Origin of the sequence: Methylophilus sp. UBA6697 (assembly GCF_002454655.1) — a bacterium.
In the GTDB taxonomy this organism is placed as follows: domain Bacteria; phylum Pseudomonadota; class Gammaproteobacteria; order Burkholderiales; family Methylophilaceae; genus Methylophilus.
Genome location: NZ_DKJH01000004.1, coordinates 13,605 through 28,035, shown reverse-complemented (window position 1 = coordinate 28,035; position 14,431 = coordinate 13,605). Strand labels below are relative to the sequence as shown.

Genomic DNA, 14,431 nt, shown 5'->3' with positions numbered 1-14,431 from the left:
AAGTGACTATTTATCTTCTACACGCAAGATGGCAAGGAAGGCTTCTTGTGGAATTTCCACGTTACCCACCTGCTTCATACGCTTTTTACCTTCTTTTTGTTTTTCCAGCAACTTGCGCTTACGCGTGATATCACCACCATAACATTTGGCAATCACATTTTTACGCATGGCCTTCACCGTTTCACGCGCAATAATGTTGGCACCAATCGACGCCTGAATCGCAATATCAAACATCTGGCGTGGTATCAATTCGCGCATTTTAGACACCAGTTCACGGCCGCGATACAAGCTATTGGCGCGGTGCACAATCAGGCTTAATGCATCGACACGCTCGCCGTTGACCATAATATCCAGCTTGACCAGGTCCGCAGCACGGAACTCAAGAAACTCGTAGTCCATGGAGGCATAGCCACGTGAGACTGACTTCAGCTTATCAAAGAAATCCAGCACCACCTCATTCAACGGCATCTCGTAGCTCAACATGACCTGGCGGCCCATGTATTGCATATTGCGCTGGATACCGCGCTTGTTATTACACAAGGTCATCACTGGGCCCACATAGTCTTGTGGCATCAGCAAGTTCACCACAATCATGGGCTCACGAATTTCTTCAACCCGGGAAGGCTCAGGTAAGCGTGACGGGTTTTCGATTTGTACTACTTCACCACTTCTCAGTAACAGCTCATAAATCACTGTAGGCGCAGTGGTAATCAAATCCATGTCGTACTCGCGCTCCAGGCGCTCCTGTACGATCTCCATATGCAGCAAACCCAAAAAGCCGCAACGGAAGCCAAAACCCAGCGCAGTTGAGTTTTCCGGCTCAAACTGCAAGCTGGAGTCATTCAAACTCAGTTTTTCCAGTGCGGTACGCAAGGATTCAAACTGGTTGGACTCCACCGGATACAAACCCGCAAACACCTGTGGCTTCACTTCTTTAAAGCCAGGCAATGGCGCTGCTGCAGGCTTGCCAGCTAAGGTTACCGTGTCACCAACTTTGGCTGCTGCCAGCTCTTTAATGCCCGCGATAATAAAGCCCACTTCACCGGCGCTTAATTGCGTGCGCTGTACCGATTTTGGCGTAAACACACCCACTTGTTCACACAAATACTCAGCGCCAGTTGCCATCAGGCGGATCTTTTCCTTGGCCTTCAACGAACCATCCACCACGCGTACCAGCATGACTACGCCCACATAGTTATCAAACCAGGCGTCAATCACCAGCGCTTTCAACGGTGCATCAATATCACCGACTGGCGGTGGCACCTTGGCGACAACTTCTTCCAGCACATCGCGCACGCCTTCGCCTGTTTTGGCCGAACAACGCACGGCATCCGTCGCATCGACGCCGATGACATCTTCAATTTCTTGCGAGACACGCGCCGGGTCCGCAGAGGGCAAGTCAATCTTGTTGAGGATAGGCGTCACTTCGACACCCAGATCAATCGCGGTGTAGCAGTTGGCCACACTTTGCGCCTCTACGCCTTGCGAGGCATCTACCACCAGCAACGCGCCCTCACAGGCAGACAGCGAGCGACTCACTTCGTAGCTAAAGTCGACGTGACCGGGGGTATCAATCAGGTTGAGCTGATAAATTTCACCGTTATTGGCTTTGTATTGCAAGGCTGCGGTTTGCGCCTTGATAGTAATGCCACGCTCACGTTCGATGTCCATGCTATCGAGCACTTGCGCTTCCATTTCGCGCGCCTCCAGGCCACCGCATAATTGAATAATGCGGTCTGCCAGTGTCGATTTGCCGTGGTCAATGTGGGCAATGATCGAAAAATTACGAATATTTTTCATGTTCAGTTATGCGTTATTTACAAGCAAGAAAGGCGCTTGAAGCGCCTTTCAAATGGGGTGCATTTTACAACAAATGCATGAATATCAGTGATTTATTTTCCGCCCAGGCCCAGGCAGGCAGCGTGAATTCCCGGCCTTAAAAAAAACAAAAAGACAGGCTGCCCTGTCTTTTTGCAACATCACCACAGCCCTTACTTGATTTTAATCGGCACGTACAAGGTGTTTTCACCACGCTGTACTAATACCGCCACTGTTTTACCGGCAGCCACCGCGTTAATCTGCTTGTTAAACGCATCCACGCTTTGGCTTTCATTGTTATTCAAGCCAAGAATCACATCACCGCGACGGATACCGGCTTGCGCCGCAGCACCACTGCTCTCAATCACCAGCAGGCCATTTTTACCATTAAGCTTTTTCTTCTGCAACGCAGTGAGCTCACGTAAAGTCAGGCCAATTTTATTCGCCTCTGGCTTGACCGGCTCTTTGCTGGACGCGGCCACCTCAGGTTGTTCGCTAGGCATTTCGCCAACGCCCAATTGCAGCGTTTTGTTGGCACCTTTGCGCACAATTTCCACGGGCACCACTTTGCCTGGCTTGGTGGTGGCCACCACACGTGGCAAATCACTCGAAGTCGTAATTGGCTTGCCATCAAACTTGAGAATAATATCGCCCGCTTCCAAGCCGCCCTTATCCGCCGGGCTGTTTTTCTCAATGCCTGCAATCAACGCACCGCTGGTTTGCTTGAGGCCGAACGAGTCAGCCAGGTCTTTGGTGACTTCCTGAATACCGATACCCAACCAGCCACGTGCAATACGGCCAGCGGCCTTGAGCTGATTGGAAATATCAATGGCGACATCAATCGGGATACTGAAAGACAAGCCCATGGAACCGCCGCTTTTACTATAGATCTGCGAGTTCACACCCACCACTTCGCCACGCAGGTTAAACAGCGGGCCACCGGAGTTACCCGGGTTGATCGCGACGTCAGTTTGAATAAACGGCACATAGTTTTCTTGTGGCAATGCGCGGCCTTTGGCACTCACAATACCGGCGGTCATGGTGTTTTCAAGGCCGAACGGCGAACCAATGGCCGCCACCCACTCACCGACTTTCAATGCGTTCGGGTCACCGACGGTCACTTTAGGCAAGCCAGTCGCTTCAATTTTAATCAGCGCCACATCGGTACGCTTATCCGCACCGATGATTTTCGCCTTGAATTCACGTTTGTCATACAACTTGACCAACACCTCATCGGCCTCATTCACCACATGCGCGTTGGTAAGAATATAGCCATCGGCACTGATAATAAAACCAGAACCTAAGGACTGTGTTTTATAGTCCTGGCCACCGTCCTGGCCTTGACCACCAGGCATCCCGGGGATACCAAAGCGACGCAAAAACTCTTGCAGGTTTTCGTCATTCGGCATACCAGGGAAGCCAATATTGCCACCATGCACCACAGAAGTAATGCTGATATTGACCACCGCCGGCCCTTGTTTTTCCGCCAACTCAGTAAAATCAGGCAAGTCTTTGGCCTCTACGGCCACCACTGGCATGGCGATTGTGACCGCACACGCTAACATCACGCCAGAAATCCATCGTTTCATCATGATTATTCCTACCATTTAATGATTAAAAAAATCTTTTACGCCATGCCATGAAACACAGCACGGGCATATTGACACTGGAAAGCGTCACCCTCATTACATGGCGACGCTGCAGAGAAATACAAGTTGTGGGGAGAGTGGTTGCGCACCATGTCATGAGGCCTGGGAACGATCAATCTTTGCAATTGAACCACTGACCAGGCATGAAATTATTTTTTAAACGTCACCTGTTGAGCGATTTGCTCAACCGTTTGCGCAGGCACTTCGCCCACGACCACCAACTGGTAGCCATTTAACACATGCGCATAGACATTGGTCGATCCCATGGTTTTCTTGCCAACACGCGGCTGCATGCCTTTGACCATCGGCTCCACAAATAGCGATACGGATGCCAGACCATCTGAGAAAATCAATTGCTGCACAGGCGCAGTCCTGCCCGGCACTTTCAACTGGATTTGATCCACTTTTTTGTAACCCGCGGGCAAATTAGCCACGACCAGATTATCCACCGTGTGTGTCAAATCGGTGGTGTCATCCATCACATAAGGTTTGGTCGCATCGATTTTGGGCTGAAACCAGTCAAGGTCCTTGGTGTGCAGCATTGCCACCTGATTAAAACCAATCTGTTCCAGCGTATGGCCTTGCATATCGAGCATGCTCATTTTGAGCAACAAGCCATATTCAGCATCTGACCAGATCCGATACTGATAACGCAGGTTGTCATTCGGCACCATGTCGATCACTTGCGCTAACCGTCCGGCAATGCGCTCCTGGCCGACAAACTTCAGTTTGTAATTTTGCTTGAGGGGATATAACTGTGTGGGCAACATGGCCGGAAACAGGTTTTGGCCGCGCCGCTTTTCAATCACGACTTTGTCATTTTTGGCATTGAAGATGACGATATCATCGCCTTCACTGAAGACTTCGCGCGGCCGCCCATCCAGCACCACATTGCGGGTGAACTCGCGTCCGCCTTCATAAATATGGGTAATCTGCACCGAGCGTATCATCGCGCCGTTGTGATAAACAAATAGACCCTGATAATTTAACTCTCGGGCGGCAGAAGCGGTTTTCTGCATGGTTGCCCAGAGATCTTCTTCGGCAAAAGCAGCCTGGCTGATGGCCGCCAGGCACAAGACAGGCAAGAGCGCTCGACGGAAATCAAACGCCCGAAGGAAATCAAACTTAGGTGACATACGGAGTAACGACAGTAAAGTTATTCGCCAGCGTTATAAGCTACATTGTGCATGTAATACGTTGCACTATTAGGTGCATAGTTGTGATGCGCGACGACATATTGATCTGTGTCATTGTCAGCAATTTGCGTCGGTGCAGCCACTTCCGGCTGATTCAACACGAACATGCCCACAAAGAAAGCGGCAGCCACCGAAGCGGCGATTGACCAGCTATATTTACTGAAACGCGGACGGATATGAGTCACCTTTTCAGACACAGTGAGGGCTTGCGGCGCCAACATGGTGGGTTCATCATCAAGCTGCGCCATAATGCGGCTGGTCATATCAGACTCCACCCAGCATTCTTCACGGATCACATCGCGAATCACATGATAGTCACGCCAGGCCTGGGCAACGTCACCCGTAGATTTGGCTGCGAGAAAAATATGTTCACAGCGTTCAACATCGACTTCACCGTCGACCAATGCAGATAATTGCTGCTTCATAATAACCCCAAGTCAATCAATGTTTTTATGTTAGCATTTAACAAAAAATTTGTCATAACACCTACACACCCACCACCGTTTTATAGCAAATATTGCGCGATTACCAACGTTTATGCTGAGGTGTATCCAACAATGGCCTCAACTTCGCCGCAATTGTTTCGCGCGCCCGAAAAATACGTGAACGTACTGTACCGATAGGACATTGCATCACGTTAGCAATGTCTTCATAACTCAAGCCTTCCAACTCGCGCAAAGTAATTGCAGTGCGTAACTCTTCAGGCAATGCGGCAATCGCATCGTTCACTGTTTGCGCAATTTCTTTCGTCATCAACGATGTTTCAGGCGTCTCCATCGTACGCATGTCATCGCCTTCATCGAAGTTTTCTACATCTTCGATTTCCACATCCTGCATCACCTGCGGCTTGCGCCCCAAAGAAACAAGATAATTCTTGGCCGTGTTAATACCAATCCGGTACAACCAGGTGTAAAACGCACTGTCACCACGAAAACTGTGCAATGCACGATACGCCTTGATAAAAGACTCCTGCACCACGTCTTCCACCTCTGCCTGGTCGCGTATCATGCGTGACAACAGGCGGCCGAGTTTACGATGGTATTTTTCAACCAACAATCCAAAGGCGCGCTTATCGCCTTGCTGAGCGCGTTCAACCAGCATCTGGTCAAACTCTTTATTCTCTTGCTGTTTGGCGTTCGCCGCCTGAACAGTCATATCGCGATGACTCCCTTGGGTAATTTTATGATTGGGAGTAGTATACGCTTTTGTGTTATTTTCGACGAACCCGGTGCGCGTTAACGCCTCTAAATTTGCTGTGTGTAACATCGCCTCATCCCTTATTTTTGCCTGCCACTGCAACACGCAATACAGACAGCTATGTGACCTTGCACTGCCTTCCAAAGTTCCATTGATCTCAAAACAATATGAATAAAGTGTTTGATGTCCTGATTATTGGCAGCGGGCTGGCGGGACAATCGCTGGCGTTAAGATTGGCCGATCAACACCGGGTATGCATCTTAAGCAAGCGCGAACTCACACTGAGTGCCAGCAACTGGGCGCAAGGCGGCATTGCTGCTGTACACAACAGCGAAGACTCCATAGAAGCCCATATTAAAGACACCCTGGATGCAGGCGCCGGACTGTGTGACAGCGAAGTGACGCGCATGGTGGTGACCAATGGCCGTGCCAGCATTGAGTGGTTATTGCAGCAAGGCGTGAATTTCACTCGCGAAGCGGACGATGACCGCTTGCACCTGACCCGTGAAGGCGGTCACAGCCACCGGCGCGTGGTACATGTCGCTGATGCGACCGGCCAGGCAGTGCAAACCACACTCACAGATCGCGTACGCGAGCACCCGAACATCACCATTCTCGAACACCATATCGCGGTCGACCTGATCACCACGCACAAACTGTTCAAACAAACAGCCAGCGACGGCCCCAACCGCTGCCTGGGCGCTTATGTACTCAACAACCAGACTGGCAAAGTGATCACGCTTTCTGCGCAATACACCGTCACCGCCACGGGCGGCGCGGGCAAAGTATATTTGTACACGACCAACCCTGACATCAGCACCGGCGACGGTATCGCCATGGCCTGGCGCGCAGGGTGCCGCGTGGCGAATATGGAGTTCGTGCAATTTCACCCAACCTGCCTTTATCACCCGCATGCAAAATCCTTTTTGATTTCAGAAGTATTGCGTGGTGAAGGTGGCTTATTGCTGTTGCCTGATGGCACGCGCTTTATGCCCTGGCATGATGAACGGGCCGAACTGGCACCACGTGATGTGGTGGCGCGCGCCATCGACTTTGAAATGAAAAAACGCGGCCTGGATTGTGTCTACCTGGATATCAGCCACAAACCAGTCGAGTTTATTCAATCGCACTTCCCCAACATTTATCAGCGCTGCCTGCAATTGGGCATTGATATCAGCAAACAGCCGATTCCGGTGGTGCCTGCTGCGCACTACACCTGCGGCGGCGTGATGACCGATATGCATGGCCGCACCGACATTGACTGCCTGTATGCGATTGGCGAAACGGCGTGCACCGGCCTGCACGGGGCGAATCGCCTGGCCAGTAACTCCTTGCTCGAGTGCCTGGCGTTTAGTCAGAGCTGCGCGCTTGATATAGAAAGACTGGGCTTACAGCCGACCATTTCATTGCCTGACTGGGATGAAAGCCGCGTCACAGACGCCGACGAAGAAGTGTTGATTACCCACACCTGGGATGAATTACGCCGCTTCATGTGGAACTATGTCGGCATTGTGCGCACCACCAAGCGCCTGAGCCGCGCCCTGCATCGTATCCATATGCTGCGAAACGAAGTGCATGAGTTCTACAGTAACTTCAAAGTCAGCCACGACCTCATTGAACTGCGTAATTTGCTGCAAGTCGCCGAACTGATTGTGCGTTGCGCCATTGACCGCCATGAAAGTCGCGGCCTGCACTTCAGTAAAGATTATCCCGACTTGCTGCCAGAGGCGATTCCCAGTGTACTGACACCAGACAATTACACCAGCCTGCTGGATTAAGCATTGCATGATAAAAGTTTGGCTGCCAGTCAGCTTGCTTATTGCAAGCGTTTACTCACATGCAGCGCCTGTACTGGTCAACGTCATTGATGGCGACACCGTCATTATTCGTGACAACACCCTCACCTACCACTTACGCCTGCTGGATATCGACGCACCTGAACGGCAGCAAGCTTTCGGCATCCAATCCAGACGCAGCCTGAAGCAGCTTTGCGAGCACGCAAACATTGCCGTCCACCTGCAAGGCCGTGATATATATGGCAGGACACTGGGGCATTTGTATTGCAACAACACCGATGCCAGCCAATCACAAATTGCGCTGGGCATGGCCTGGTTTAACGCACGCTATTCAAAACGGTTAGAACTGGATGCATTACAGCGCCAGGCACTGCAACAAGGCTTGGGCTTGGGCTTGTGGCAAGATGCCGAGCCGATGCCGCCCTGGCAATGGCGAAAACTTTACGGACAATATTATCGTCGGCAAGAATGACACATGCAGACAATATCCTTTAGAATACTGTTTTATCAAAGAACTTTAGGACTTTAGACATGCAAGTAGCGATGAACACCGTGGTCACCATGACCTATAAACTGCAAAATAGCGATGGCGACACCTTGGAAGAAAGCAAGGATCCGGTTGCCTATCTGCATGGCGGTTATGACAACATTTTCCCGAAAGTGGAAGAAGCCATGCACGGCAAAAACGTGGGCGACGTGATAGAAGTGAGCCTGGACCCGGAAGATGCTTTTGGCGAATACGATGATGCCTTGGTGCAAATCGAACCAGCCAGCGCATTTCCTAGCAAAGACCTGAAAGTGGGCATGCAGTTTGAAGGTGAAGACGAAACCGGCGACGTGATTTTGTACACCATCACTGACATTGCAGACGGCAAAGTCGTGGTTGACGGCAACCATCCTTGGGCTGGCCAACGCCTGTTGTTTACTGCAACCATCGCCAGCGTGCGTTCAGCAAACCAGGAAGAAATTTCTCACCAGCACGTACATGGTGCCGGTGGTCATCACCACTAAGTAGCACGCTGCTTACCTCATAAGCAGCTTATTTGGCCTGGCGCAAGACTCCTTGCGCCAGCGTTAACACCTCATCGGCAACCTCTGCCACCTCATCCCCCACATGACTGACGTATAGCGTTGGCAAACCAAACGTTGCAATCACCTGCTTGATATAAGGCAATACTTGCTGCTTGAGCTGATCATCCAGGCCACTCAATGGCTCATCCATCAGTAGCACCGAAGGCTGACGCAGCAAAGCACGCCCGATGGCCACCCGCTGCTTTTCCCCACCAGACAACTGGCTGGGCTTGCGTTTAAGCAAGGGCTGGATGGCTAGCACATCCACCACCTCGGGCAGCACGATCCTGGCCATGCCTGCGGGCATGCCATAGCGTAAATTCTGCTCTACGCTCATATGCGGAAACAAGCGTCCATCCTGGAACACCAGTCCGACCGGGCGCTGCCATGGCGGCAACTGAATCGCCTGTTTATGATCGAACCAGAGATGATCACCACTGCGGATGACGCCGGAAGACGGCATCAACAGCCCGGCAATACTATGCAATAAGGTTGTTTTTCCTGAACCCGATGCACCCATGATCCCCAGGCATTGGCCGGGGGCCAGCGCGAAGTTTGCCTGCAGGTCAAATGCAGTGCTTGCCGCATAAGGCTGCTGTATCCGGATATCGACCGTAAACATCAGCGCTGACTCCTGAGTAAGCGGCGCTCCAGCCACTGGCTGGCCAGCAAAGCAAATACAGAGACCAGCACACTCAATATCACCAGGCGCAAGGCAGCAGCATCGCCCTCGGGCGACTGGGTGAGGCTATAAATCGCCAATGGCAAGGTACGCGTTTCACCTTCGAGGTTACCCGCAAAGGTAATGGTGGCGCCAAACTCACCCAGGCTACGGCTAAACGCCAGAATACCGCCAGTGAGTACACCATGATAAGAAAGCGGCAGGGTAATTGAAAAAAATGTTTTGACTGGTGTGGCCCCCAATGTCTGCGCGGCCTGCTCCAATAAAGGATTTACCTGCATCAGCGCCTGGCGAATAGCACGCACCATCAGCGGAAACGCCATCACAGCAGAGGCGATCACCGCCCCCCACCAGTGGAAGGTCAGTTGTATGTGAAATTGCTCATACAACCAGCTACCAATCCAGCCGCGCCGTCCCAGCAACACCAGCAACATATAGCCTAGCACCACTGGCGGTAGCACCATGGGCAGATGCACCAGCGCATCCACAACAGCATGTCCCCAGAATTGCTTTCTGGCCAGCAGCCAGGCCATAGCGATGGCTGGCAACAATAACACCAGCACACAGCAGGCAGCCACTTTCAGTGACAACAGCACGATGTCGATTTCAACAGGAGACAACGACCACATAACAGTCACAAACAGCTTGCAGACTAATCGTTGAACAAGGGTTTAAAACCGTAAGAGAGCAACAGTTTTTTAGCTTCGGCGGATTGCAGGTAGTGGTAAAAAGCATTGGTTTCTGCTGTCGCCTGCGGCAATAATGCCATCGGATAGATAATCGGCACATGACTGTTTTCGGCAAACTCACCGGCCACTTTCACCTTGCTGGATGATTGCGCATCACTGGCATAAACGATACCAACATCACACTCATCACGCTCGACCAAGCTCAGTGTTGCCCGCACATCCTGCGTGCTCACCAGCCGCGTTTTCAGCTTGTCCCACCAGCCCAGGTTAGTCAGTGACTGCTTGGCATAAATGCCTACCGGCACGGACAAGGTATCGCCCGTGCACCAATAGCCAGGGGCTTGCTGGCTAATATCAGTACTGGCGTCAGCCTTGATTGTTAACGGCTTGTTTTGCGGCGTAATCATCACCAGGCGGTTACCCAGCCATGGCTTGATCGTGGCGACCTGCACCAATTGCTTATCCTTCAGGTATTGCATCCACTTTTCATCTGCGGAAATAAACAGGTCACCTGGCGCTCCCTGCTCCAGTTGTTTGGCCAGGGTGCCCGAGCCGCCATAGACAGGCACGACCTGCACGCCGGTTTGCTGTCCATATTGCTTGACCAGCACGTTCATGACATCGGTCAAACTTGCCGCAGCAAACACCTTGATTTTTTTGTCTTCCGCCTGCGCCAATACGCTGATCAGGCACAACCCTAGCCACACCCACTTTTTCATTACGATCACCCAGTTATCAATTCATCATGCATATGCGATGCTACCATCGTTATACCCGCATATGCATTACGATAATTAAAAAAATCAGTCTTTCTTCAAATGCTGCGTAATCAGATGCAATTCATCCGCGGCGGCTTGCGCCGATTTTTGTAAAATCTGCTGATAGGCCAGTATCAACGCCTGGCCAAACTCGGTCACTTGCGCGCCCCCGCCATGAGAGCCTCCCGCCATACTCACCACTACTGCCTGGTCAAAACAGCGGTTCATCATGTCTACCAACTCCCAGGCACGGCGATAAGACATGCGCATCTGTTTGGCGGCCGCAGAAATTGAGCCATGCTGCGCAATGTGTTGCAGCAGCTCGATCTTGCCAGGCCCGAGTGCGGTGTTGCCTTCGTGGTTGATTCTGATTTTAAGTAGAGACGCTTGCATGATCTATCTTACTCCAGCGGGATTTCTGTTTGCGCAAACGCCTCAAAAGGCGGCAACTCTGCCAGTGAGCGCAAATTCAAGTCATCCAGAAAATGTTTGGTCGTCGCATATAGTGATGGCCTGCCCGGCACTTCACGTTGCCCGACCACGTCGATCCAGTCACGCTCCTGCAGTTGGCGAATCACATTAGGATTCACGGCCACGCCACGGATTTGCTCAATATCGCCGCGCGTGACTGGTTGCCTGTACGCAATAATCGCCAGTGTTTCCATCACTGCCCGCGAATATTTCGGCTGTCGTTCCGGGTTCAAACGCAACAGATACTCACTGTATTCGGCTTTGGCCTGAAAGCGATATCCACTGGCTACCTGCACCAGGTCCAATGTTTTTTCTACCCAGTCCGCTTTCAACTCATCCAGCAGCATACGTAGCGTCGCACGCTCCATGCGCCCGGCAAATAACTTGAGCAAATCATCGAGTGCCAACGGTTGTGGCGAAGTCAGTAACGCGGCTTCCAGAATACGCTTCATCTCTTCAATACTGTCTGGTTCACGCATGAGATTGCTTCCTAAGCCGCACTATTGGCTTGCACATAAATGGTGCCAAACGCATCTTGCTGGGTAATACGCACCAGACCCTCTTTGGCCAGCTCAAGCATGGCCAGAAAACTGACCACCAGCTTGGGCACACCATCGGTTTCAAGATCGAACAACTCATCAAAACGCAGCACCTGCACGGCACTCAGCCTGCGCAGCAGCAAGCTCATATGCTCACGCACAGAAAGCTCGGCACGCCCCAGCTTGTGGTGCTGATTCAATTTGGCGCGTTTGAGCACATTACGCCAGGCCTCTACCAGGTCATCCAGGCTCACTTCCGGCGGTTTTACCAGGCTGATCTGCTGATAATAAGCTGCCGCCACATCAATCTCCTGGCCCACTTTAGGCATCGCATCCAGCCGTTGTGCCGCCAGTTTAATCGCTTCGTATTCCATCAAGCGCCTGACCAGTTCCGCACGCGGATCCTCTTCCTCTGCCACCTCAGCCGGTTTAGGTAACAGCATGCGCGACTTAATCTCAATCAGCATGGCGGACATCAACAAATACTCGGCTGCCAGTTCCAGGTTCACCGTCTTCATCTTATCGACATAAGTCATGTACTGCACTGTCAGATCAGCCATGGGAATATCCAGAATATCCAGATTGTGCTTGCGGATCAGATATAACAACAAATCCAGCGGACCTTCAAAGGTCTCCAGATAGACNNGTACAGGTCCTGCGGCAGCGTCGAAAGCGGCTCGCCTTTGATTTTGACCGGACTGTGGGCAGTGAACTCCATGCAGGGATTGTAGCGGATTTGCTGCCTGGGATTAAAGCTTATTCTGCATAAGGATTGGCGAAGCCGAGTGTTTGCATCACCGCGATTTCCATCGCCTCCATCAACTCGGCCTGGGCATCCACCTCATGATCATAGCCATGCAAATGCAACACACCATGCACGGTCATATGCGCATAATGGGCCAGCAGCGGTTTGCCCTGCTCAAGCGCCTCCCTGGCAACGACGGGCGCACAAATCACAATATCGCCCATGAGCATCGGCTCCTCGGTTAAAGGAAAAGTCAGCACATTGGTTGCATAATCGCGGCCGCGATACGCCGCGTTTAACTGCTGCCCTTCTGCCTCGTCAACAATACGGATCGTCAGGCTGGTTTCTACGCGCAATGCGGCACGCACCCAACGTTTAAATTGCGCCGCAGCAGGAATATCGGCCGTAGCTGAGGCAAGTTGCAGGGAAAAATCTAATGCGGGCATAACGTCAAGTTTTCTGTAGAATATCCGTCATTATAGAAAGAAAACCCTTAAAGGAAACGGTGTGATGACAAATCGCCCCAAGTTGGTGGTTGCCAATCGCAAAATGCATGGCAATTTGCCAGACAACCAGCAATTCATGCAAAGCCTGTTGCAACAGACACGCCATCACCGCGCCCGCTATGCGGTGTGCCCGCCACATCCTTACCTGTATCAAGCCCAGCAAGTGCTGCAAAATAGCCATATTGCCTGGGGTGGGCAAAACATGAGCCGCCATGAAAAAGGCGCTTACACAGGCTCTGTGTCACCGCTCATGCTGAAGGAGTTTGGCTGCACCTATGTGATTATTGGTCATTCCGAGCGCAGACAGCGCGGCCACGACAATGATGAAAGCTGTGGTGAACGTTTTGAAGCCGCCTTAAAGGCCGGACTGACACCGATCTTGTGTATCGGTGAAACGCTGGATGAGTATGAGCAGGGTGAAACTGACCTGGTGGTGGTGCGTCAACTGAACCCGGTCATTGCGCATGTCGGCATCCAGGCGCTATCAAAAGGCGTGATTGCTTATGAACCGGTATGGGCCATCGGCACGGGTAAGGCAGCCACACCGCAACATGCGCAGGCTATTTTGTCTTTTATCCGCGGCCACATTGAACTGCTTGATGCGCAAGTGGCAGAGGAGATTTCCTTATTGTATGGCGGCAGCATGAACCCAGGGAATGCCGCTCAACTGCTCAGCATGCCGGATGTCGATGGCGGTCTGATTGGCGGTGCCGCATTGGTAGCAGAAGACTTTATCCGCATTTGCCAGATTGCAAATGAATTAACCCCACTCAAAAGCGCGGCCTGACAGGCAAGTATCGCCTTCAGCGATTATTGAAGCACAAATAAAAAAGCCGACTTTCGTCGGCTTTTCTACATCTAAGTAAGCTTGGATTTTAAGTGAATGCTAGATTTTAGGTAAACCAGACTTAATTAAAACCAGATTACTCAAGTCTGAATTACTTAGCTTCTTCAGCTGGAGCTTCAGCAGGAGCAGCTTCAGCAGGTGCAGCCTCAGCAGGAGCGGCTTCAGCAGCAGGTGCCTCAGCTGGAGCTTCAGCAGCTGGAGCTTCAGCAGCAGGTGCCTCAGCAGCAGGCGCTTCTTCAGCTGGTTTTTCACCACAAGCAGTCAAAGCCAGAGCCAACAATGCAGCCAACAATGCAGAACGTGTCATCTTTATTTCCTTAGTATGTATGAGCAAAAAATTATGTACGGACAATCCCCTTGATGCAGAACCAGCCGAGTGAAAAAATTGTATCAGTAATTCATTAAAAAAAGAACGCACATTCTCTTAAAAAACATGGATTTTTTTGCGTAACAACCACATCCAGGTG

16 protein-coding genes and 1 pseudogene are annotated in these 14,431 nt (G+C 51.5%); 4 read left to right on the top strand and 13 right to left on the bottom strand.

The window, feature by feature from the left end; all coding sequences use genetic code 11:
- Positions 1-6 precede the first annotated feature (6 nt).
- The 5 genes from lepA to rpoE form a co-directional block, all read right to left on the bottom strand.
- Complete coding sequence (gene lepA / locus B3355_RS02735; protein ID WP_019883131.1) at positions 7-1,800, bottom strand: translation elongation factor 4; 1,794 nt, start codon at positions 1,798-1,800, stop codon at positions 7-9.
- A 191-nt stretch (positions 1,801-1,991) separates the two neighbouring features.
- A complete protein-coding gene (locus B3355_RS02730; protein ID WP_292779952.1) occupies positions 1,992-3,410 on the bottom strand; it encodes a DegQ family serine endoprotease in 1,419 nt (472 codons plus the stop codon).
- A 206-nt stretch (positions 3,411-3,616) separates the two neighbouring features.
- Positions 3,617-4,603: a MucB/RseB C-terminal domain-containing protein gene (locus B3355_RS02725; protein WP_292779950.1), complete on the bottom strand. Its 987-nt coding sequence runs from the start codon at positions 4,601-4,603 to the stop codon at positions 3,617-3,619.
- A 20-nt stretch (positions 4,604-4,623) separates the two neighbouring features.
- A complete protein-coding gene (locus B3355_RS02720) occupies positions 4,624-5,088 on the bottom strand; it encodes a sigma-E factor negative regulatory protein (RefSeq protein WP_019883134.1) in 465 nt (154 codons plus the stop codon).
- 100 nt (positions 5,089-5,188) lie between these two features.
- Complete coding sequence (gene rpoE, locus B3355_RS02715) at positions 5,189-5,818, bottom strand: RNA polymerase sigma factor RpoE (RefSeq protein ID WP_019883135.1); 630 nt, start codon at positions 5,816-5,818, stop codon at positions 5,189-5,191.
- Between the two features lie 209 nt (positions 5,819-6,027).
- On the opposite strand from rpoE, the gene nadB reads away from it, so the two are divergent.
- The 3 genes from nadB to B3355_RS02700 are packed head-to-tail and all read left to right on the top strand — an operon-like array spanning position 6,028 to position 8,667.
- On the top strand, positions 6,028-7,638 hold the full coding sequence (gene nadB, locus B3355_RS02710) for an L-aspartate oxidase (protein WP_292779947.1): 1,611 nt from the start codon (positions 6,028-6,030) through the stop codon (positions 7,636-7,638).
- Between the two features lie 7 nt (positions 7,639-7,645).
- Positions 7,646-8,128, top strand: a complete 483-nt coding sequence (locus B3355_RS02705; RefSeq protein WP_292779945.1) for a thermonuclease family protein — start codon at positions 7,646-7,648, stop codon at positions 8,126-8,128.
- A gap of 59 nt (positions 8,129-8,187) precedes the next feature.
- Entirely contained in the window at positions 8,188-8,667 is a 480-nt protein-coding gene (locus tag B3355_RS02700; RefSeq protein ID WP_024930796.1) for an FKBP-type peptidyl-prolyl cis-trans isomerase, read from the top strand.
- A gap of 28 nt (positions 8,668-8,695) precedes the next feature.
- On the opposite strand, the gene B3355_RS02695 is transcribed toward B3355_RS02700, so the two are convergent.
- From B3355_RS02695 to ybeY, 7 genes and pseudogenes are all read right to left on the bottom strand, one after another.
- Complete coding sequence (locus tag B3355_RS02695; RefSeq protein ID WP_292779940.1) at positions 8,696-9,349, bottom strand: ATP-binding cassette domain-containing protein; 654 nt, start codon at positions 9,347-9,349, stop codon at positions 8,696-8,698.
- Complete coding sequence (gene modB / locus B3355_RS02690; protein ID WP_292779938.1) at positions 9,349-10,038, bottom strand: molybdate ABC transporter permease subunit; 690 nt, start codon at positions 10,036-10,038, stop codon at positions 9,349-9,351. Before modB ends, B3355_RS02695 begins: the two co-directional genes overlap by 1 nt.
- Positions 10,039-10,061: 23 nt before the next feature.
- Complete coding sequence (gene modA, locus B3355_RS02685) at positions 10,062-10,817, bottom strand: molybdate ABC transporter substrate-binding protein (protein WP_292779936.1); 756 nt, start codon at positions 10,815-10,817, stop codon at positions 10,062-10,064.
- A gap of 84 nt (positions 10,818-10,901) precedes the next feature.
- Positions 10,902-11,249: a winged helix-turn-helix domain-containing protein gene (locus tag B3355_RS02680; RefSeq protein WP_036299174.1), complete on the bottom strand. Its 348-nt coding sequence runs from the start codon at positions 11,247-11,249 to the stop codon at positions 10,902-10,904.
- An 8-nt stretch (positions 11,250-11,257) separates the two neighbouring features.
- A complete protein-coding gene (gene scpB, locus B3355_RS02675) occupies positions 11,258-11,806 on the bottom strand; it encodes an SMC-Scp complex subunit ScpB (RefSeq protein WP_292779931.1) in 549 nt (182 codons plus the stop codon).
- Positions 11,807-11,817: 11 nt separating this feature from the next.
- Positions 11,818-12,584, bottom strand: a pseudogene (locus B3355_RS02670) (segregation and condensation protein A).
- A gap of 38 nt (positions 12,585-12,622) precedes the next feature.
- Positions 12,623-13,057, bottom strand: coding sequence for an rRNA maturation RNase YbeY (gene ybeY / locus B3355_RS02665; protein ID WP_024930789.1), 435 nt, complete (start codon positions 13,055-13,057; stop codon positions 12,623-12,625).
- A gap of 64 nt (positions 13,058-13,121) precedes the next feature.
- Here ybeY and tpiA point away from each other — a divergent pair, with 64 nt between their 5' ends.
- A complete protein-coding gene (gene tpiA / locus B3355_RS02660) occupies positions 13,122-13,904 on the top strand; it encodes a triose-phosphate isomerase (protein WP_019883148.1) in 783 nt (260 codons plus the stop codon).
- A 151-nt stretch (positions 13,905-14,055) separates the two neighbouring features.
- On the opposite strand, the gene B3355_RS02655 is transcribed toward tpiA, so the two are convergent.
- On the bottom strand, positions 14,056-14,271 hold the full coding sequence (locus B3355_RS02655) for a hypothetical protein (protein WP_019883149.1): 216 nt from the start codon (positions 14,269-14,271) through the stop codon (positions 14,056-14,058).
- Between the last annotated feature and the right edge of the window lie 160 nt (positions 14,272-14,431).